Below are 21,445 nucleotides of genomic sequence, written 5' to 3'. Positions count from 1 at the left end.
ATGCTTTTTAAGCAGTTGTATCGCCTTGTGTCCGACAATCGCCTTCACGCAGTGATTGTGATTGTCGGCACGGCGGTTACCATGACATTTGTCATGGCGGCCGTACGGCGATTGTCGAAAGCCTATGCCGCCGATATGGTGGGGTGCGAGATAGCCCGGCGCGAGGGCGCTTTCCGACATGAAGGATGACTACGACCTCACTCACGGTACGGTGAGCTATGTGTGCACTCTTTATGGTGTGATAGCGTTTTTTTGTTTACCGTGGTTCTTTTCGTAATCGCGATATGGCCTGCCGCCCGCTCGTCAATGAGGGTGTCACCGGCAGTGGCGCTGCATGATGAGTGACAGACTTATATATAATCCGAAAATAAAGATATGACAGATATGATACTTAACAGACTTTTTACCATAGCGGTGCTTATGCTTCCGCTTGTGTCGGGAGCGGAGGACCTGAAGCGCTCGATAACTCTTGACGAAGCCATAGCCATAGCCCGTGCGCAGAGCGTTGATGCGGCGGTGGCACTTAACGAACTTAAGACCGCTTATTGGGAGTATCGCACTTTCCGTGCCGACCTGCTTCCGGAGATAAACTTTCAGGCTACCGCGCCGAGCTATCGCAAGAGTTACAACTCGTATCAGCTTGAAGACGGTTCGTACACTTTTGTCCGTAACAACTATATGCAGATGAGCGGTACGGTGTCGGTCGACCAGAACATATGGCTGACCGGAGGTACGCTGTCGCTCAACACTTCGATAGACTTTCTCAAGCAGCTTGAAGGAAATAAATACAATCGCTTCATGTCGGTGCCGGTGGCTCTGACTCTGAGTCAGCCCATATTCGGCGTAAATCATATAAAGTGGAACCGGCGCATCGAGCCGGTACGCTATGAGGAGGCCAAAGCACGGTTCATGAGTGCCACGGAGCAGGTGGCCATGTCGACCATCAACTACTTTTTCAATCTACTGATGTCAAAGGAAAACTTGTTGATAGCACGTCAGAATCTGACCAATGCCAATAAACTCTATGAGGTGGCAAAGGCAAAACGTTCAATGGGCCAGATAAGCGAGAATGACTTGCTGCAGCTTGAGTTGAATAAACTTAACGCTGTGTCGTCGCTCACCAACTGCGAGAGTCAGTTCAAGAGCGACATGTTTAAATTGCGTTCGTTTCTGTCGCTTGAGGAGAATGTCGACCTTGAACCTGTGATACCTTCTGATATACCTAAGGCTGTGGTGGGCTATGACGATGTTCTTGACAAGGCGTTGGCCAACAATTCTTTTGCAAAGAATATAAGGCGACGTCAGCTCGAAGCCGATTACGAAGTGGCCAAAGCCAAAGGCAACATGCGCGAGATAACTCTTTTTGCGCAGATCGGTTATACAGGCACTGCCGACAAGTTCGGTCCGGCTTATGACAATTTGAAAGACAATCAGGTGGTGGAGATCGGCTTCCGTATACCGCTGCTCGACTGGGGAAAACGCCGAGGCAAAGTGAAAGTGGCCGAAAGTAACCGTGACGTTGTCGAGAGCCGTCTGCGTCAGGAGACCATGAACTTCAATCAGGACATATTCATTCTTGTGGAGCGCTTCAACAACCAGCAGCGACAGCTCGATATAGCCATCACCGCCGATAACATAGCGCAGAAGCGCTACGACACCAATGTCGAGACATTTCTGATAGGCAAAATATCTACACTTGACCTTAATGACTCACAGGCAAAAAAAGACGCTTCACGTCAGGCTTATATCAATCAGCTCTATACGTATTGGCATTATTACTACCAGTTGCGCAGCCTTACATTATGGGATTTCGGTGCGGGAAAAAGCATTGACGCCGATATCGAGGCTGTGATCAGGCAGTAGTGTTACAAAAAAATAATCAGCAGTCCCGGTCGTATTGTTGAAGTTCATCAGGGTCTTACGGGCGCCGTGTTTCTACGGCGCCCGTATTCAATGAAAATTTAACACCCTAACTTTTAGATTGTTCCTTAAAAATAGTACATTTGTAGTCATGATATTGGTAGTTGATGATGATAATGCCATAAGGCTGTCGCTTAAGATGCTTCTGCAGCGGGCAGGATATGAGGTTGTGTCCGTAGCCGGTCCGGTCGAGGCCATGGATGTGGTCAGGTCGACAGCTCCGCAGCTTGTGTTGCTTGACATGAACTTTTCGCGGGCCACTTCGGGCGATGAAGGGCTTACGCTACTTAAACAGATGAAGATTTTCCGTCCCGACATGCCGGTCATACTTATGACGGCGTGGGGCAGCATACCTCTTGCGGTTGAGGGCATACATGCAGGGGCTTTCGATTTTATAACCAAGCCGTGGGACAACCGCAATGTGCTTGAGCATGTCAAAGCGGCCCTTGACATTGCAGGGCATAATGACGGAGTCGTGACCAAAGAGTTTGACCGGTCGGGTATAATCGGTGACAGCCCTTCCTTGAACAAGGTGCTTGACACCATACGGCGCGTGGCCCGGACCGACGCATCTGTGCTTATTATGGGTGAGAACGGTACGGGTAAGGAGCTGATAGCCGAGGCCATACACCGCAACAGTCTGCGTGCCGGCAAACCGTTTGTAAAGGTCAATCTCGGCGGCATATCGCAGTCGCTTTTCGAAAGCGAGATGTTCGGACATAAAAAGGGCGCATTTACCGGAGCTGTGGCTGACAGGACCGGGCGTTTCGCTCTTGCCGACGGAGGCACGATATTTCTTGACGAGATAGGCGATCTGGATCTCGGTAGTCAGGTGAAATTGCTGAGAGTGCTTCAGGAACACACATTCGAGGTGCTCGGCGACAGTCGTCCGCGGAAGGTCGACATACGGGTGGTGTGCGCCACCAATGCCGACCTGAACAAGATGGTTGCCGACCGTACTTTCCGTGAGGATCTGTTTTATCGTATAAATCTTATTACGGCCGTGCTTCCGGCTCTCAGGGAACGGCCTGAAGACATACCGCTGCTTGTACGGCACTTCGCCGACGAGTATTGCCGGTCGTGCAGGCTCCCTAAAGTAGAGATAACGTCAGGTGCCATGGCGTATCTCGCATCGCTGCCTTATCCGGGCAACATAAGGGAACTTAAAAATATTGTGGAGCGAACTCTTATCGTGGGCGGTACCGACGTGTATGACCGGCGCCACTTCGAGGAGCTGTACCTTCAGTTGCCTCACGACCCTGCGGTGCAGCTGCAGTCATCGGAAAAACTTGAGGATGTGGAGCGCCGGACGATAATGAACATGCTTGTAAAGCATAATTACAATATGTCGCGGACGGCGGCGGCTTTGGGTATATCGCGTCAGACTCTGTACAGGCGCATGGACAAGTTCGGCATAGATTATGAAGTTTAGGCGTATATTCATCGCTCTTTCAGTCGTGTTCTTCGGTGCCAACATAGCGCTTATGTGGATTCTGGCCGGGAGTGGCAATCTTGCGTTCTATATTACCGAAGGAGTCGTTTTCTTGAGTATGTTGCTCCTGTTTTTCTTTTATGGTAAAATTATAAAATCGTTTGACACTATAGCTAACGGTATAGACCTGCTGCGTGAGCAGGACTTCAGCAGCCGGCTTTCGCCGGTTGGGCAGCACGAGGCCGACCGTATAGTGGATATGTTTAACCGCATAATGGCCCAGTTAAAGGAGGAGCGTCTTCATGTCAGGGAGCAGAACCACTTCATGGATCTTCTGATAGCCGCTTCGCCTATGGGTATAGTGATTTTTGACAGTAAAGGCTGCGTGAGCATGTGCAATGGTGCGGCGGCCAAATTTCTCGGCTGCAGCTCCGTGGACGCTTTGGTAGGCCGTCCTGTAGAGGATAGCGGTTCGGCCTTAGGGCGCGTTGTGGCGCGTATGCCATATGGGGGAGTGGAGACTATGCGCCTCAGCGACTCAATGATATACAGGTGCTCGCGACTGTCGTTTATGGACAAGGGTTATGCCCATCAGTTCGTAATGATAGAGAAGCTTACCACCGAAGTGATGAAAGCCGAGCGCAAGGCTTACGAAAAAGTCATAAGAATGATAGCTCATGAGGTCAACAACTCTATGGCGGGGGTAAATTCCATGCTTGACAGTGTGTCGGCGGCGGTCGAGGATATCGGCGACGATGATCTGCTGGAACTCATAAAGGTGTGCGAGCAGCGTTGTATGTCGATGAGTAGATTTATAACGTCGTTTGCCGCTGTTGTTAAGATACCCGATGCGGTGCTGTGTGTCTGTGACCTGAATGAGTGTGTGGGTGCGGCCAAAGTATTGCTCGAAAGCATGTGCGGGCTTCGTGACGTGAAGTTGCATATGGAGTTGTGTGAGGAAGAGGTGCCTGTAATGTTGGACCGTGTGCTGATGGAGCAGGCGCTTATAAACATGGTAAAGAATTCTACGGAGAGTCTTGTGAGCGGAGGCGACGTGACAATAGTCACCTCGGCTTCACCGCCCACTCTTGCCGTGATTGACAACGGTCCGGGTATAAGCGATGAGGTGGAGAATAAGCTGTTCAGCCCGTTCTTCTCGACAAAACCCGACGGGCAAGGCATAGGACTGTTGTTTATCAGCGATGTTCTTAACAAGCATAAGTGTACATTCTCGTTGCGTACCGGCGATGACGGTCTTACACGGTTTTCTGTGATATTTCCCCGCTGATTGAAACGTGTATGCTGACATATCGGCCCGATATTTGTTATAACTACAAAATATAAATAAACGATATGGCCGATAAAACGATATGGAATAAGATTATAGTCACCGCTCTGTCTTCAGACATCCTACGGGTGGACAGGGCTGATTTTATCAGGGAGCAGATGTCGCACTGCATGCCCGGCATTGACCGGGATGCGGCCGAGGTGATATCGCCCCGGCATGTGTTGGACAAACGCGACTTCGACCGGTTTGTAAGGAAGAGTGTCGATTATCATATGAGGCTGGCATGCCTTGCTTCGGCCGGGGCCGGTCTTGGTGGGGGATGGCTGTTGCTGGGCACTATTCCCGCCGACATACTTCAGTTTTATTCTCATGCCATAGTCCTGCTTCAGAAGATGCTGTATCTTTACGGTTGGCCCCAGCTTACAGGCCGGTCGGGGAGCATGGACGACGAGTCGCGACGTATAGTGACCCTTTTTCTCGGTGAGATGATGGGTGCGGGAATAGTTTCGGCTCTTGCCGGAGAGATAGCCGAAGCCGCTGTCAAGCAGGCTGCGATAAGACTGCCTCAGAATGCCGCGGTACAGGTTGCCGTGGACCGGGCGTTGGAGTACGTTATCAAGACTACAGGGGTGAAGTTGTCAAAGGATGCCTTAGGGCGCGGAGTGTCAAAAGTAGTGCCTTTCATTGGTGCGCCTGTATCGGCGGCCATAACTTATCGGACTTTCCGGGTCATGGCTTCAAGGCTGCGGCGGGCGCTTGAGTCGGAGTCATTTCCTGTTGTGGCGAAAGCGCTTGCTCCCTAAGTGGCCTTTCGGGTTGGGCCGATATAAAACAGTGTTGTTATTAGCCCCTGTTTTAGGATTTTGTGATAAAAAATAAATAGCTGTTCAACTTTCGTCGTTTAATGTTGTTTAATTAATTGTAATTTAATTTCACGTTAATCTAACTAAAAACGATTATTATGAAGAGGTATTTACTTATTATCGCGGCCGTTGTCGCCTTTTTCACAACTGCCAGCGCCCAGCGCGCCGAATTGACTGCAAGTTACGGCGGTTATACTCAGATGGATGCCATGGACTGTCATGACGGCGGCGGTGACGTCAACACCGCATGGGGAGCCTTGAACTTGGGAGCCAATTTCAATATCGCACCCAATTTCTGGATAGGTCCCTCCTATACTTTCTCCAGTACTTCGCGTAAGCATCACTCCGATAATAAGTTTTATTATCACGCCATTATGCTCAACGGCCGTTACAATTATTATCGCAACTCGATTGTAACCGTGTACGGTAAAGTAGGTATCGGCTCAATTATCACCCACGAGACCTATGATGACGAATCGGAAAACAAAGGCTACTTCGCGTTTCAGCTGACTCCGGTAGGCGCACAGGTGGGTCTGAGCAATACTGTGTCTATATTTGGCGAGGCCGGTTTCGGTGCGCAGGGTCTTATACAGGTAGGCTTCAAGATACATCTCTGAAAAAGGTAGTTGCAGGGTGTTTTGCAACAGCTGCCGACTTATTTTTTTATTTTATATAGTATGGTTTTCAGGCGTGATGACATTGGTTCGTCGCGCCTGTTTGCTTTCTTAATATATATTAATTGTCATATGTATTCCTGAAGAGATTGTAAATGAATGTTAACGCTTCGGCAGAAAAGAGCGCCTATAGTGTTGTTTAGTAAGGCTAAGGCTTTAACTTTGTCAAGTAAAATACTGATTTATGCCAAATATATTGACAAATCTGGTCGGTACGCAATCATTAAAATACGGGGATCGAATAGCCTTCAGTTTCAAGGCTACCCCGCAAGGAGCATGGGTCGATACCACATGGTCCGATTTTGCCGGTCAGGTGGAGGCTGCCGCATGCGCCCTTGAGATAATGGGCGTGGAGCCGGGCGATACCGTGGGTGTTTTCTCCGGAAATCGTCCTGAAATACTTATGACAGATTTCGGTGCATTTGCCAATCGCGCCGTGCCTGTATCCATATATGCCACGAGCAGTCGCGAACAGGTTGAATATATAGTGAACGATGCCCGGGTAAAACTGCTTTTTGTCGGGGACCGTCAGCAATACCTTATAGCCCGTGAGGCCGCAGTTTCGTGCAGAGGTCTGATGCAGGTCATAGTATATGAAGATATAATTCTTGATGCCGATGACACTACAACGATGACTTTTTCGTCGTTTCTTAAGCTGGGACGTGCTGCCGGCGAGAACTGTCGCGAAGAAGTGAAAAAACGCCGTAAGGCGGCCCGTCCGGCTGACCTTGCCACTCTTCTTTATACATCGGGTACTACCGGCGAGCCGAAAGGAGCCATGCTGCTCCATTCGTGCTTTGACGCTGCTATGGATGTGCACAGGGAGCGCCTTGTCATGCTTAGTGACCGCGATACGTCCATAAGCTTCCTGCCGATGAGCCACATCTTCGAGAAAGCATGGACTTATTTCTGCCTTTATAGCGGTATGAAGGTGTACATAAATCTTGACCCTCATGACATACAGACTTCGATACGTCAGGTGCGTCCTACATGCATGTGCAGTGTGCCTCGCTTCTGGGAGAAAGTCTATTCTGCCGTGCAGTCCAAAATCTCGCGCATGAATGCCGTGCAGAAGTTTATGGTTAAGCGTGCTATTGCAGTGGGGCGGCGGCGCAATCTTGATTATGTGCGTATGGGCCGTCAGGCACCTCGCATACTTGAGATGCAATATCGCTTTTATGACAGACATGTGTTTCTGCCTATGCGCAAGGTCATAGGCATAGAGAACGGAAATATATTTCCCACGGCCGGAGCGCCTCTGTCTGATACGATAGTGGAGTTTCTGCATACGTGCGGTATCAATATCGTGGTCGGATACGGACTGTCGGAAACTACCGCTACGGTGACTTGTTATCCTTCTCTTGGTTATGAGATAGGCACGGTAGGTACTGTCATGCCCCGTATACAGATCAAACTCGGAAATGAGAATGAAGTGCTTGTGAAGGGTCCGACAGTTATGGCCGGCTATTTCAACAAGCCCGAGGAGACCGCCGCTGCGTTTACCGAGGACGGATGGTTCCGTACAGGCGATGCCGGAAAAATAGATGATACCGGAGCGCTTGTGCTTACCGAGCGACTGAAAGACCTGTTCAAGACCTCCAATGGCAAATACATAGCTCCGCAGGCTATAGAGAGCCGTCTCGGAGAGGACGAATACATCGAGCAGGTGGCTGTGATCGGCGATCAGCGCAAGTATGTGACAGCTATAATAATACCTGCTTTTGAGGCGTTGAAAGAGTATGCCCGGAAAAAGCATATTCAATATAAGTCGCTTGTCGATCTTGTGAACAACAGTGAGATACGTCGTCTTATACAGGAGCGTATCGACAAGTTGCAGAATGGATTCGCCAACTATGAGAAGGTGAAGAAATTTGTGCTTCTTCCCAAGGAGTTCACGATGGAGTCGGGCGAGTTGACCAATACGCTTAAGATACGCCGTCCGGTCATCAACAACCGGTATGCCCGCGAGATAGAGGCTATGTACGCACAGTGATTGATGACAGACTATTAATTCAAATACTATAAAATTTTAACCATATTGCTATGATTACGTTTGAGCAGCTAAAAGAGACGATAGAGCGCAAGGATGCGCTGGGGAGGTATCTTTGACATCGACAGTAAGCGTGTCGAGGTAGAAGAGGAGGAACTGCGCACTCATGTACCGGATTTCTGGGAACATCAGAAGGAGGCGCAGGCCCAGATGAAGAAAGTAAAGGAACTGCATCAGTGGATTGACGGTTACGATGAGCTTGACAAAGCGGTGGGCGAGCTTCAGCTTGCATGGGATTTTCTCAAAGAGGGTCTTGTGGAGGAGAGTGAGCTTGACGCCATGTACAGCGACATCATGACTAAACTCGAGGCTCTTGAACTGCGCAATATGCTGCGCCGTGAAGAGGACTCGCTTGGTGCGGTGCTTAAAATAAATTCCGGTGCCGGTGGCACGGAGAGTCAGGATTGGGCGTCGATGCTGATGCGCATGTATCTTCGCTGGTGTGAGGCCAAGGGCTACAAGACATCCATAGCCAATATACTCGAAGGCGATGAAGCCGGCATAAAGTCTGTGACCATCGAGGTGGACGGTGCCTTTGCCTACGGTTATCTGAAGAGCGAGAACGGAGTACACCGTCTTGTGCGTGTGTCGCCGTACAATGCGCAGGGAAAGCGCATGACGTCGTTTGCGTCAGTATTTGTGACGCCGCTTGTCGATGATACTATCGAGGTTAAAGTGGACCCGGCGCTGTTGTCGTGGGATACGTTCCGAAGCGGCGGTGCAGGCGGTCAGAACGTCAACAAGGTGGAGTCGGGGGTACGACTACGCTATCAGTTTACCGACCCGTATACCGGTGAGAAAGAGGAGATACTTATCGAGAATACCGAGACCCGCGACCAGCCTAAGAACAAGGAAAATGCGATGAGGCAGTTGCGCTCGATACTTTATGACAAGGAACTCCAGCACCGGCTTGCCGAGCAGCGCAAAATTGAGGACGGCAAGATGAAAATCGAGTGGGGCTCGCAGATAAGAAGTTATGTCTTTGACGACAGGCGCGTGAAGGACCATCGCACCAACTGGCAGACAAGTGATGTCAACGGAGTCATGGACGGTGATCTTGACGGGTTTATCAAGGCATATCTGATGGAGTTTGCCGGAGAGAACGACAATAACTGACAATGAAAGATAAACTGACAATAATAAAGGTCGGCGGCAAAATAGTAGAGGAGGAAGCATCCTTGAAAGCCTTGCTCGCCGACTTTGCCGGTATCGGTGGATTCAAGCTGCTGGTACATGGCGGCGGCAGGTCGGCAACGAAGCTCGCAGCCGATATGGGTGTGGAGACCAAGATGATCGACGGCCGCAGGGTGACCGATGACGAGATGCTCCGTATTGTAACTATGGTATACGGAGGTCTGGTAAACAAGAATATCGTGGCCGGACTTCAGGCTCTTGATGTCGATGCGCTCGGAATGACCGGCGCCGACATGAATATACTGCGCAGCCGCAAGCGTGCGGTTAAAGAGGTCGATTACGGCTGGGTAGGCGATGTGGAGAGTGTGAACGGCGAGGCTCTCGCCTCTTTGCTGCGCGCCGGCATTGTGCCTGTGATAGCTCCGCTTACACATGATAAGCAAGGCCATCTGCTCAATACCAATGCCGATACTATGGCGGGAGAGACAGCCAAAGGTCTTGCTCCTTATTTTGATGTGGAGTTGGTGTACTGCTTTGAAAAACCCGGCGTATTGCGTGACGAGAATGACGACGCTTCGGTGATACCGTTTATTGACAGGGCATTGTATGGCAGGCTGAAAGAAGACGGAGTGGTAGGAGGCGGTATGCTTCCCAAACTTGAAAATGCTCTTGATGCCATCGACCTCGGTGTCGGAAAAGTGATTATAACCAAGGCATCGGAAATAGGCAATATGACATCCGGTACGCACATAGTAGCGAAAATTTAGCATTATTTTGGAAAAATGAAATTAATGCGCTACTTTTGTAGCGAAAAATCAGGAAAATTATGAAAGTTGCTATCGTGGGTGCAAGCGGTGCCGTAGGACAGGAGTTTCTGCGTGTGCTTGACCAACAAAATTTCCCTATTGATGAGTTGTTGCTCTTCGGCTCAAGCCGAAGCGCGGGGTGTAAATATACTTTTCGCGGCAAAGAGGTAGAGGTCAAGGAATTGAAGCATAATGACGACTTCAAAGACGTAGACATAGCGTTTACCTCGGCCGGAGCTGGCACTTCGCGTGAATTTGCCGACACCATCACCAAGCACGGTGCTCTTATGATAGACAACTCCAGCGCTTTCCGCATGGATGATGACGTGCCCCTCGTTGTACCGGAAGTAAACGGTGACGATGCATTCAACACTCCCCGCAATATCATAGCCAATCCGAATTGCACTACCATACAGATGGTAGTGGCCCTGAAGCCCATCAATGACATATCGCCCATAAAGCGCGTACATGTGGCCACTTATCAGGCTGCAAGCGGTGCCGGTGCCGCCGCCATGGACGAACTTGTCGAACAATATGCCCAGCTCGGACGCGGCGAGAAGCCTACGATAGAAAAGTTTGCCTATCAACTTGCATATAATGTCATCCCTCAGGTAGATGTATTTACCGACAACGGTTATACCAAGGAGGAGATGAAGATGTATAACGAAACAAAGAAGATAATGCATGCTCCCGGTCTTGATGTCAGCGCCACATGTGTGCGTGTGCCTGTGATGCGCGCTCACTCCGAGTCGATATGGCTTGAGACGGAGAGCCCCGTATCGGTCGAAGAGGCCCGTGAGGCACTGTCGAAAGCAGAAGGGGTGGTTGTGTTTGACGCTCCGGCCGATAAAAAATATCCTATGCCCCTGCATGTAGCCGATGAAGATCCGGTGTATGTGGGGCGTATCAGAAAAGATATAACGTGCGACAATGGTCTTTCATTCTGGGTGGTCGGCGATCAGATTAAGAAGGGTGCCGCCCTCAATGCGGTTCAGATAGCCCAGTACATGATAGCCCACGGCAAAAAGTTTTAAAGGAATAATATCCCTATAAAGAAACCTCTGTACAAATAAGATTTATTCTTTTTAAGCCTTTATTTTATGTGTGTGAAAAGGGGTCGGCGAGAGCCGCCTCCTTTTTTTATGACCGTATGGTACGGTGTTAAATGAAAAAGTTGTAAATTTGTGTCGGATTCCTAAAAAACACTTGAAACGATGCAGAATGCCACAGCCATAGTGACCGATCCCGTGCTGATTTTTTTTATAGTGCTGGTGATAATTCTGCTTGCTCCCGTACTTCTGAACCGCTTGAAGATACCCCACATCATAGGTATGATTGTGGCCGGTGTCGTTGTGGGCCCTTACGGCATTGACCTGCTGGCCCGTGATGCCAGTTTCGAGATTTTCGGACAGGTAGGTATTTTATATCTGATGTTTCTTGCCGGAATAGAGATAGACATGTATCACCTGAAGAAGAATCTGGGCAAGGGTATGAGCTTTGGTGCTTACACGTTTTTTGTGCCGATGATAATCGGTACTGTCACGTCTTATTACATGCTGCATCTTGACTGGCTTACGTCGATACTTCTTGCGTCGATGTACGCTTCGCATACGCTTATCGCTTATCCGGTCATATCGCGCTTCGGTCTTACTAAGTCATCGACCGTGATAATAACCATAGCGGGTACGATAGTGACGGTACTGGGCGCTCTTATTGTGCTTGCCGTGTGTGTGGGCATACATGTCGACGGGGCATTTAATCCCGGTACGGTACTGATGCTGCTTTTGCGTCTTGTGGTGTACTGTGTAGTCGTGGTATATGCTTTTCCGCGGGTGACAAGGTGGTTTTTCAAGAAGTATAATGACAATATAACCCAGTTTGTCTATGTGCTCGCTATGGTGTTTCTGGCGAGTTATTCGGCCAAGATGATAGGGCTTGAAAGTGTGCTCGGTGCATTCTTCGCCGGACTTGTGCTTAACCGGTATATCCCCAATATGTCGCCTCTGATGAACCGTATTGAGTTTGTGGGCAATGCCATATTCATACCTTACTTCCTTATAGGAGTGGGCATGCTTATAAATGTAGAGGTTATAGTGAAGGGATGGGATGTACTTTATGTAGCGGTGATAATGTCGGTAGTGGCTACTTTGTGCAAGTGGATTGCGGCATGGATGACGCAACTGACTTACCATATGTCGGGCCTTGACCGGAGGATGATATTCGGTCTGTCAAACGCTCAGGCTGCCGCTACCCTTGCCGCCGTGATGATAGGCTTCAATATAGGCATGTTTGACGAGTCGGTACTGAACGGTACTATTGTCATGATACTTGTCACCTGTACGGTATCGTCCATCGTTACTGAGCAGGCGGCGGCCAAGATGAAGTTGCAGCAGATGCAAAGTAAGGGGGAGGGTAGTGTCGATAAAGTGGCGCGGAGCCGCAATACGCTCATATCCGTAGCCAATCCTATAACTGCAGGAGCTCTCGTGGACTTGGCCATGCTCATGCGCAACCCGTTTGCCCGTTCGGGTAAAATGTATGCGTTGCATGTGCGCAATGACAATTCGGAAGGTTCGAGAGCCATCGGGCGTAACTCGCTTGAGCTTGCCGTTCAGGCTGCGGCGAGTGTTGACACGCGACTTACTCCGATAGAACGTTATGACCTTAACTTTGTTACCGGTCTTGTGAATACGATAGAAGAACGCGATGTGTCGGAAGTGATATTGGGTATGCACCGCAAGGCTACCATAATAGACTCGTTTTTTGGTTCAAAAATAGAGCAGCTTCTGGCTTCCACCCACAAGATGCTTGTGATAACCCGCTGTTTTATCCCGGTAAGTACAATTACACGCATAGTTGTGTCAGTGCCTCCCAAGTCGCAGTATGAAACCGGTTTTACCGGATGGGTTGCGGCTTTGGGCAATCTTGCCCGGCAGCTCGGGTGCAGAATAATATTCTGTTGTCCGGTTGAGGTGCAGTCGTACATTCGCGCGGTGCTCAAACGTGACGGTTTCGAGATAAGGAGCGAATATCGTGATGTGGAGGAATGGGATGACTTCGTATTGCTGGCCAACAAGGTGCTTGACGATGATCTGTTTGTGGTGGTTAATGCCCGTCGCGCGTCGGTGTCGTTTGACTCGTCGATGGATCAGCTTCCGGCGTTTCTTCAGAAATACTTTTCGCGGAATAATCTTATTGTCATATATCCCGAACAGTTCGGCGCAGGAGCCGCTACAACATCTTCGATTGATCCGCTCGCAAGTGACATTACGGCCACACCGAGTGAACTGTGGCTCCGTGTGGCCGGATATTATCGACGTCTGATACTGCTTCGCAAGCGTTTTACGCAGCGCAATAAGGTGAAGAAGATAGACCTATAGTTTAGGTCGCTGCATTAACTGAACTGCGAAAGCGGCGGGACATTATTATTTATACGTCTCCGCTATGGCATAGATTGAGTTGAATATGTCGATGTCTATGTCGGTGAGCTCGACATGCCGGCGCGCCATGACGCGACGTGCTATATCAAAGAATTTATTAAGTGATACATCGCTGAAGCCCGAGGCTCCGCCTTCGCTGAAAGAGGCCACGAAATTGCGCGGGAATCCGGAGCCGTGGATGTTGCATCCTACGCCTACCACGGTGGCTGTGTTGAACATTGTGTTGATGCCGGCTTTGGTGTGGTCGCCCATGATCAGCCCGCAGAATTGCAGGCCTGTACGTAGGAAGCGGTGAGCCGGATAATTCCACAGCTTAATTTCCGAGTAGTCGTTTTTGAGGTTGGACGCCACGCAGTTTGCGCCGAGATTGCACCATTCGCCTATGACCGCATTGCCGAGGAAGCCATCATGGCCTTTGTTGCTGTAGCCTATCATGACCACATTGTTGATTTCGCCGCCTACTTTGCAATACGGACCGATGGTAGTGGCTCCGTATATTTTTGAACCCATATTTATATATGAGTGCTCGCACAGGGCAAGAGGGCCGCGTACACAGGTGCCTTCCATTATCTCTGCATTGGGACCTACGTATATGGGTCCTTTGGTGACGTTGAGCGTCGCGGCCTCGACCGTGGCTTCGGGGTGGATGAATATCTTTGGTGTGCCGTCGGGGAAACACGGGTCGCCTATGAGTGTGCAGGTTTTGCTTAATGGGGCGGATGTAGCAGTACGGGCTATTGTCATATAGTCGTCAATGAGAGCCTGCTCGTTGAGCATGAATATGTCAGTGAGTGAGTTGACTGCAAGGGGCATTTCGTCGATTTCGACAACGGTATCGGTATTTTTGCCGTGTCGTGCCAGAGTGACACCTTTGCAAGTAAGAGCGGCTCCGGATGGGAGTTTTTCAATGGCTTTAATCAGCGAGGGGTTGGGGCATATATTGCCGGCGATGTAGAAGTCGTCGAGGGTGTTGACTTCGTGCGCCGGATATTTGGGCTGCAGATAGTCGGCCGTAAGGTATGAGTAGTCGCCGGGAAACGCGCGTTGCCACTTGCGGCGTATGGTGAATATGCCGAAGCGTATGTCGGCTATCGGGCGGGTAAATGTTATCGGGAGCAGGTTTTCTCTTAATTCGGGATCGTCGTATAGGATGATGTTGCGTGCCATGGGCATTTTGTCTTTTTTGTTTTAGATGAAATGTGAAGAGCTGCAAAAATAGCGAAAAACGCGTTGAGCGCGAAGAAAAGAGCGAATAAAACGGTTGAGATGTGGTTAAAAGATATTAAAGGTCTTGAAAAGTGTTAAAATTATGTAAAATCCCGTTTCAGTTGAACAATTAAGGGTTTAAAAAGCCAAATACTAATTTTTTAGAACGGAAATATTTGGAAAATAGCGATTTAGTGAGTAACTTTGCGAAGTTTTTGAGCGCTGTATGCGTGCATTGCTGTCTATGAAATTGAATTTCAGCTCGATAGCGGCGCGTAGCTCTACGTAAAGAAGACAATTTAAACGATAATAACTTTAAAGTAAAAACAAGAACTAAGATGCCTACAATTCAGCAATTAGTAAGAAAAGGACGTGTAGCTCTTGAGGATAAGAGTAAATCTCCGGCACTTGACAGCTGTCCCCAGCGTCGTGGTGTGTGTGTGAGAGTTTATACCACTACTCCCAAGAAGCCTAACTCTGCAATGCGTAAAGTAGCCCGTGTGAGACTGACCAACGGTAAGGAGGTTAACTCCTATATACCCGGTGAAGGTCATAACCTTCAGGAGCACTCTATCGTACTCGTTCGTGGCGGTCGTGTAAAAGACCTTCCCGGTGTGCGTTATCACATTGTGCGCGGTACTCTTGATACGAGCGGAGTGAAGGATCGTACACAGCGTCGCTCGAAATATGGAGCAAAACGTCCGAAACCGGGAGCAGCACCCGCGGCAAAAGGCAAGAAGTAATTTTGACCTATAGCCGAAATTCTTGCAGGAGATAAACAAAACCCAGTTAATTACAACTTCGTTTTTGATTTATTGGACAGCAATTTAGGTTGAGTAAACGAGGCGAGAGAGCCGAGTTGAAGATTAAAAAGCAGCCAAGCAACCAAAAACGCCAATTTTAAAAACAAAATGAGAAAAGCAAAGCCTAAAAAGCGGGTCGTATTGCCTGATCCCGTTTTTCATGACGTAAGAGTGTCAAAGTTCGTCAATCATCTGATGTATGACGGCAAAAAAAATACCTCTTATACTATATTTTATTCGGCGCTCGAGACTGTGAAGTCGAAGTTGCCTAATGAAGAGAAGACAGCCCTCGAAATCTGGAAGAAGGCTCTCGAAAACGTGACTCCTCAGGTGGAGGTGAAATCACGTCGTGTAGGTGGTGCTACATTCCAAGTACCTACCGAGATACGTCCCGACCGCAAAGAGTCGATTTCAATGAAAAATCTTATTATCTATGCACGTAAGCGCGGCGGCAAGACTATGGCCGACAAACTCGCAGCTGAAATTGTAGACGCATATAACGAGCAGGGAGGCGCATTCAAGCGCAAGGAGGACATGCATAAGATGGCCGAAGCCAACCGCGCATTTGCTCACTTCCGTTTCTAATTAAATATGATTCACTAATATCATTTCGATAATGGCAACCAAAGACGAACTTTTAAAATATACCCGTAATATCGGAATTATGGCTCACATCGATGCCGGTAAGACTACCACATCGGAGCGTATCCTGTTCTATACCGGTCTTACTCACAAGATCGGAGAGGTGCATGACGGCGCCGCTACTATGGACTGGATGGAGCAGGAGCAGGAACGCGGTATTACAATCACTTCGGCCGCTACCACCACTTTCTGGAACTATGTCGGCGAGAAGTACAAAATCAACCTGATAGACACTCCGGGACACGTTGACTTCACTGTTGAGGTCGAGCGTTCACTGCGTGTGCTTGACGGTGCTGTGGCTACGTTCTGCGCCGTGGGCGGTGTTGAACCCCAGTCAGAGACCGTATGGCGTCAGGCTGATAAGTACAATGTTCCCCGTATCGGTTACGTAAACAAAATGGACCGTTCGGGTGCCAACTTCTTTGAGGTTGTGCGCCAGCTTAAGGAGATACTTGGTGCTAACCCTTGTCCTATTCAGGTTCCTATCGGGGCTGAAGAGACATTCAAGGGTGTCATTGACCTCGTGACCATGAAGGCCATCTATTGGCATGACGAGACTATGGGTGCCGATTACACCGTAGAAGAGATACCTGCCAACCTCCTTGCCGAGGCTGAGGAATGGCGCGACAAAATGCTTGAAAAGATCGCTGAATTTGACGACGATCTCATGGCTAAATATTTTGACGATCCCGCTACTATCACCGAGGACGAGATACGCAAGGCTTTGCGTGCCGCCACTCTTTCTATGTCGGTTGTGCCGATGATATGCGGTAGCTCGTTCAAGAACAAGGGCGTTCAGTGTCTGCTTGACTCTGTCTGCGCTTATCTTCCCAGCCCTGTTGACTCTGGTGCTGTTGAAGGCCATGCCGTAGGCAATCCTGACGAAGTGCTTACTCGTGAGCCCAACTTCGAGTCGCCGATGTGTGCCCTCGCGTTCAAGATCGCTACTGACCCCTATGTAGGACGTCTGTGCTTCTTCCGCGTTTATTCGGGTGCTATCCCCGCAGGAAGCTATGTGTTTAACAGCCGTTCAGGAAAGAAAGAGCGTATATCGCGTCTTTTCCAGATGCACTCCAACAAGCAGAACCCGAAAGAAGAGATCGGTTGCGGCGATATAGGTGCCGGAGTAGGTTTTAAGGATATCCGTACCGGTGATACTCTTTGTGCCGAGGATGCTCCTATCGTACTCGAGGCAATGGAGTTCCCCGATCCTGTAATCGGTATCGCGGTAGAGCCCAAAACTCAGAAAGACCTTGACAAACTCGGAGTGGGTCTTCAGAAACTCGCCGAGGAGGATCCTACTTTCCGTGTAGAGACTAATGAAGAGACCGGTCAGACCGTTATATCCGGTATGGGTGAGCTTCATCTTGATATAATCATCGACCGTCTGCGTCGTGAGTTCAAGGTAGAGTGTAATCAAGGTCGTCCTCAGGTTACTTACAAGGAAGCTATCACCAAGCCTGTCGAACTTCGTGAAGTATTCAAGAAGCAGACCGGTGGTCGTGGTAAATTTGCCGACATCATTGTACGCGTAGAGCCCGTTGACGAAGGCTTCGAAGGCAATCTTCAGTTTGTAGACGAGGTTAAGGGCGGTAACATTCCCAAGGAATTTATTCCCTCTATCCAGAAAGGTTTCCAAGCCGCTATGAAGAACGGTGTTCTTGCCGGCTTCCCCGTAGAACACCTCAAGGTCACTCTTATCGACGGTTCGTTCCACCCGGTTGACTCCGATCAGCTTTCGTTTGAGCTTTGCGCTATACAGGCATTCAAGAAAGCTTCTGAAAAAGCCAATCCCGTGCTTCTTGAGCCGATTATGAAGATTGAAGTGGTTACTCCCGAGGAGAGCATGGGTGACGTGATCGGTGACCTTAACAAGCGTCGCGGTCAGGTTGAAGGTATGGAGACAAGCCGCAGCGGTGCCCGTGTGGTAAAAGCCAAGGCTCCTCTTGCCGAGATGTTCGGTTATGTTACCGCACTCCGCACAATCACTTCAGGACGTGCCACAAGCACCATGACGTTCTCTCACTATGCCGAGGTAAGCAGCTCGATCGCCAAGAACGTGCTCACCGAGTGCCAAGGCCGTGTGGATTTATTGAAATAATATTTTATACAAAAAGATATGAACCAAAAAATCAGAATCAAGCTAAAATCTTACGATCACAACTTGCTCGACAAGTCGGCCGAGAAGATTGTAAAGACTGTAAAGGCTACAGGTGCGGTGATAAGCGGTCCTATACCTCTGCCCACCCACAAGCGCATCTTCACTGTCAATCGTTCGACTTTCGTCAACAAGAAGTCGCGCGAGCAGTTTCAGCTCTCTTCGTTCAAGCGCCTGATCGATATCTACAATTCAAGCGCCAAGACTGTGGACGCACTGATGAAGCTCGAGCTTCCCAGCGGTGTGCAGGTTGAAGTCAAAGTATAAGATTTTAAGTTTAATAAAAGTCAACATTTTAACAATCAAGAGAAATGCCAGGATTATTAGGAAAGAAAATCGGAATGACATCCGTTTTCAGTGCCGACGGTAAGAACATACCGTGCACTGTTATCGAAGTTGGTCCTTGTGTAGTTACTCAAGTAAAGACTGTTGAGAACGATGGTTATGCAGCCCTTCAGCTCGGTTTCGAGGACAAGAAGGAGAAGCACACCACTTGTCCGATGCAGGGCCATTTCAAAAAGGCCGGAGTGACTCCCAAGCGACACTTGGCCGAGTTCAAAGGATTTGAAGGAGAGTACAATCTCGGTGATACTATCGCCGTGGACTTCTTCTCTGAAAGCGACTTTGTCGACATCGTCGGCACCTCCAAAGGTAAAGGTTACCAAGGTGTTGTGAAGCGTCACGGCTTCGGCGGTGTAGGTCAGGCTACCCATGGTCAGCACAATCGTCTTCGCAAGCCCGGTTCAATCGGTGCCTGCTCGTATCCCGCAAAAGTATTCAAGGGTATGCGCATGGCCGGTCAGATGGGCAACGAGCGCGTCACAGTGCAAAACCTTCAGGTGATCAAAGTGATCCCCGAACACAATCTGCTGATGATAAAGGGTTCGGTCCCCGGATCTAAAGGTTCAATCTTATTAATTGAGAAATAATGGAACTCGCAATTTATAATATAAAAGGAGAAGACACCGGCCGTAAGGCTCAGCTTAACGACGAGGTGTTTGCAATCGAAGCTAACGAGCAAGCCGTTTATCTCGATGTGAAGCAGTATCTCGCCAATCAGCGTCAGGGTACTCACAAGTCCAAGGAAAGAAGTGAAGTGTCCGGTTCTACCCGCAAGCTCCACAAGCAGAAGGGTGGCGGCGGTAGCCGTATCGGTGACATCAACTCGCCCGTACTCGTAGGCGGTGGACGCGTATTCGGTCCCCGTCCCCGTGACTATCGCTTCAAACTCAACAAAAAACTCAAGGCCCTCGCCCGTCGTTCGGCACTGACCTACAAGGCGCAGGACAACCAGATAATCGTTGTTGAAGACTTCACTTTCGAGGCCCCGAAAACTAAAGATTTTGTAAATTTTACTAAAAATCTTAAAGTTGCAGACGAAAAAATCCTTCTGATTTTGAAGGACCAAAATAAAAATGTATTTTTGTCGGCTCGAAATGTGCCCGGAGCAAAAATAATAAGTGCTTGCGATGTAAACACTTATGCTTTGCTCAATAATAAAGCTATCATCTTGACCGAAGGTAGCCTTGATGTAATTAACAACATATAATACACAGGAGGATATAGAAATGGAATTTCAAATAACACCTATCGTAACTGAAAAAGCGACTATGCTTACCGAAAAGCGTAATCGCTACACTTTCCGTGTTTCTCCCGAGGCCAACAAGTTTCAGATCCAAGACATGGTTGAGAAGCTCTATGGCGTACACGTTGTTAGAGTCAACACTATGATTGTACGCGGCAAAAACAAGTCGCGTTACACCCGTAGCGGCATCATCAAAGGAGGCACATCTGACTACAAGAAAGCCATCATCACTGTAGCTGATGGTGAAACTATCGACTTCTATAGCAATATATAACAGAAATGGCAGTAAGAAAATTCAAGCCCACAACACCGGGGCAAAGACACAAAGTTATTGGCGTGTTCAAAGGTACGATCACTGCCCGGACGCCAGAGAAATCTCTTACAGTCGGTAAAAAGTCAAGCGGAGGACGTAACTCCGAAGGCCACCTGACCTCTCGTTACCTTGGCGGTGGTCACAAACGCAAATACCGTGTGATAGACTTTAAGAGAAACAAAGACGGTGTACCCGCAGTAGTAAAATCGATCGAGTACGATCCTAACCGTTCGGCCCGTATCGCTCTTCTTTACTACGTAGACGGAGCAAAGGCTTACATAATTGCACCCAATGGCCTTGAAGTGGGCGCGACTGTTGTGAGCGGTCCTGATGTAGCTCCAGAGTTGGGCAATGCCCTTCCGCTGAACGCTATACCCGTAGGTACCGTTATCCACAACATCGAGTTGCGTCCCGGACAGGGAGCGTTCATGGCTCGTTCGGCCGGCACATTCGCTCAGCTTGTGTCGCGCGAAGGAGATTACGCAATTATCAAATTACCTTCGGGTGAAACCCGTAAAGTGCTCTCGGCTTGCAAGGCAACTATCGGCGTCGTAGGCAACAGCGAACACTCTCTCGAGCGTTCAGGTAAGGCCGGACGCTCACGTTGGCTCGGTCGTCGTCCGCGCAACCGCGGCGTCGTTATGAACCCTGTGGATCACCCCATGGGTGGTGGTGAAGGACGCGCCTCTGGAGGCCATCCGCGCTCACGCAAGGGATTGTACTCAAAGGGTCTCAAGACACGTGCACCGAAGAAGCATTCTTCAAAGTACATTATTGAAAGAAGAAAAAAGTAATCTGATTAATTAAGTAACTATGAGTCGTTCATTAAAAAAAGGCCCATATATCAGCGTGAAGCTGGAGAAGAAAGTGTCGGCCATGGAGGAAAGCGGCAAGAAATCAGTCATAAAGACTTGGAGCCGCGCTTCAATGATTTCTCCTGACTTTGTAGGACACACTTTTGCAGTGCACAATGGTAATAAGTTTATTCCCGTTTATGTCACCGAAAATATGGTAGGTCACAAGTTGGGCGAATTTGCCCCCACTCGTAACTTCCGTGGACACGGCGGCAATAAGAAAAAATAAATTGGGCCATTGATATAAAAATTTTTGACAAAAAAAGAAATTAAATAC

General features: G+C 49.1%; 21 protein-coding genes. 20 read left to right on the top strand and 1 reads right to left on the bottom strand.

The genetic code is table 11. The features are described 5' to 3' along the window. The 11 genes from FW767_RS10085 to FW767_RS10035 all read left to right on the top strand — a co-directional run bounded on the left by FW767_RS10085 (position 1) and on the right by FW767_RS10035 (position 13,547). Entirely contained in the window at positions 1-189 is a 189-nt protein-coding gene (locus FW767_RS10085) for a hypothetical protein (protein WP_121699852.1), read from the top strand. Positions 190-384: 195 nt separating this feature from the next. Next, positions 385-1,863, top strand: coding sequence for a TolC family protein (locus FW767_RS10080; RefSeq protein ID WP_121699851.1), 1,479 nt, complete (start codon positions 385-387; stop codon positions 1,861-1,863). Positions 1,864-2,011: 148 nt separating this feature from the next. Further along, complete coding sequence (locus FW767_RS10075; RefSeq protein ID WP_121699850.1) at positions 2,012-3,352, top strand: sigma-54-dependent transcriptional regulator; 1,341 nt, start codon at positions 2,012-2,014, stop codon at positions 3,350-3,352. Further along, a complete protein-coding gene (locus FW767_RS10070) occupies positions 3,342-4,640 on the top strand; it encodes a sensor histidine kinase (RefSeq protein ID WP_121699849.1) in 1,299 nt (432 codons plus the stop codon). The genes FW767_RS10075 and FW767_RS10070 overlap by 11 nt, the downstream gene beginning before the upstream one ends. Before the next feature lie 65 nt (positions 4,641-4,705). Further along, positions 4,706-5,443, top strand: coding sequence for a hypothetical protein (locus tag FW767_RS10065; protein ID WP_121699848.1), 738 nt, complete (start codon positions 4,706-4,708; stop codon positions 5,441-5,443). A 158-nt stretch (positions 5,444-5,601) separates the two neighbouring features. Next, the gene (locus FW767_RS10060) at positions 5,602-6,120 is read left to right on the top strand and encodes an outer membrane beta-barrel protein (RefSeq protein WP_121699847.1); all 519 of its coding nucleotides are present in this window, start codon (positions 5,602-5,604) and stop codon (positions 6,118-6,120) included. 241 nt (positions 6,121-6,361) lie between these two features. Beyond that, on the top strand, positions 6,362-8,170 hold the full coding sequence (locus FW767_RS10055) for an AMP-dependent synthetase/ligase (protein WP_121699846.1): 1,809 nt from the start codon (positions 6,362-6,364) through the stop codon (positions 8,168-8,170). A 50-nt stretch (positions 8,171-8,220) separates the two neighbouring features. Further along, a protein-coding gene (gene prfB / locus FW767_RS10050; RefSeq protein ID WP_121699845.1) for a peptide chain release factor 2 occupies positions 8,221-9,343 on the top strand; the annotation gives its coding sequence in 2 pieces (ribosomal slippage) (positions 8,221-8,283 and positions 8,285-9,343; 1,122 coding nt in all). Positions 9,344-9,345: 2 nt separating this feature from the next. Beyond that, on the top strand, positions 9,346-10,128 hold the full coding sequence (gene argB / locus FW767_RS10045; RefSeq protein ID WP_121699844.1) for an acetylglutamate kinase: 783 nt from the start codon (positions 9,346-9,348) through the stop codon (positions 10,126-10,128). Positions 10,129-10,187: 59 nt separating this feature from the next. Then, complete coding sequence (locus FW767_RS10040; RefSeq protein ID WP_121699843.1) at positions 10,188-11,201, top strand: aspartate-semialdehyde dehydrogenase; 1,014 nt, start codon at positions 10,188-10,190, stop codon at positions 11,199-11,201. Between the two features lie 180 nt (positions 11,202-11,381). Further along, the gene (locus FW767_RS10035) at positions 11,382-13,547 is read left to right on the top strand and encodes a cation:proton antiporter (RefSeq protein ID WP_121699842.1); all 2,166 of its coding nucleotides are present in this window, start codon (positions 11,382-11,384) and stop codon (positions 13,545-13,547) included. 45 nt (positions 13,548-13,592) lie between these two features. Here the strand turns inward: FW767_RS10035 and FW767_RS10030 are convergent, their stop codons facing one another. Continuing rightward, positions 13,593-14,774, bottom strand: coding sequence for a putative sugar nucleotidyl transferase (locus FW767_RS10030; protein ID WP_121699863.1), 1,182 nt, complete (start codon positions 14,772-14,774; stop codon positions 13,593-13,595). Between the two features lie 377 nt (positions 14,775-15,151). Between FW767_RS10030 and rpsL the strand changes: the two genes are divergently transcribed. From rpsL to rpsS, 9 genes are all read left to right on the top strand, one after another. Continuing rightward, positions 15,152-15,556: a 30S ribosomal protein S12 gene (gene rpsL / locus FW767_RS10025; RefSeq protein ID WP_121699841.1), complete on the top strand. Its 405-nt coding sequence runs from the start codon at positions 15,152-15,154 to the stop codon at positions 15,554-15,556. A 168-nt stretch (positions 15,557-15,724) separates the two neighbouring features. Then, positions 15,725-16,201 carry a 30S ribosomal protein S7 gene (rpsG, locus tag FW767_RS10020; RefSeq protein WP_121699840.1) on the top strand — a complete coding sequence of 159 codons (477 nt, stop codon included), beginning with the start codon at positions 15,725-15,727 and terminating at the stop codon, positions 16,199-16,201. A gap of 31 nt (positions 16,202-16,232) precedes the next feature. Next, positions 16,233-18,359, top strand: coding sequence for an elongation factor G (gene fusA / locus FW767_RS10015; protein WP_121699839.1), 2,127 nt, complete (start codon positions 16,233-16,235; stop codon positions 18,357-18,359). A gap of 18 nt (positions 18,360-18,377) precedes the next feature. Further along, positions 18,378-18,683, top strand: a complete 306-nt coding sequence (gene rpsJ / locus FW767_RS10010) for a 30S ribosomal protein S10 (RefSeq protein ID WP_121699838.1) — start codon at positions 18,378-18,380, stop codon at positions 18,681-18,683. 44 nt (positions 18,684-18,727) lie between these two features. Next, positions 18,728-19,345, top strand: coding sequence for a 50S ribosomal protein L3 (gene rplC, locus FW767_RS10005; RefSeq protein ID WP_121699837.1), 618 nt, complete (start codon positions 18,728-18,730; stop codon positions 19,343-19,345). After that, complete coding sequence (rplD, locus tag FW767_RS10000; RefSeq protein ID WP_121699836.1) at positions 19,345-19,965, top strand: 50S ribosomal protein L4; 621 nt, start codon at positions 19,345-19,347, stop codon at positions 19,963-19,965. Before rplC ends, rplD begins: the two co-directional genes overlap by 1 nt. Positions 19,966-19,984: 19 nt before the next feature. Further along, a complete protein-coding gene (rplW, locus tag FW767_RS09995) occupies positions 19,985-20,275 on the top strand; it encodes a 50S ribosomal protein L23 (protein ID WP_121699835.1) in 291 nt (96 codons plus the stop codon). Between the two features lie 5 nt (positions 20,276-20,280). Beyond that, positions 20,281-21,108, top strand: a complete 828-nt coding sequence (gene rplB, locus FW767_RS09990) for a 50S ribosomal protein L2 (RefSeq protein WP_121699834.1) — start codon at positions 20,281-20,283, stop codon at positions 21,106-21,108. A gap of 19 nt (positions 21,109-21,127) precedes the next feature. Continuing rightward, positions 21,128-21,397, top strand: a complete 270-nt coding sequence (gene rpsS, locus FW767_RS09985; RefSeq protein WP_009318503.1) for a 30S ribosomal protein S19 — start codon at positions 21,128-21,130, stop codon at positions 21,395-21,397. Positions 21,398-21,445: the final 48 nt, after the last annotated feature.

This window comes from Heminiphilus faecis, assembly GCF_008728965.1.
In the GTDB taxonomy this organism is placed as follows: Bacteria; Bacteroidota; Bacteroidia; order Bacteroidales; family Muribaculaceae; genus Muribaculum; species Muribaculum faecis.
This window is presented reverse-complemented; position numbering and strand designations above follow the sequence as displayed.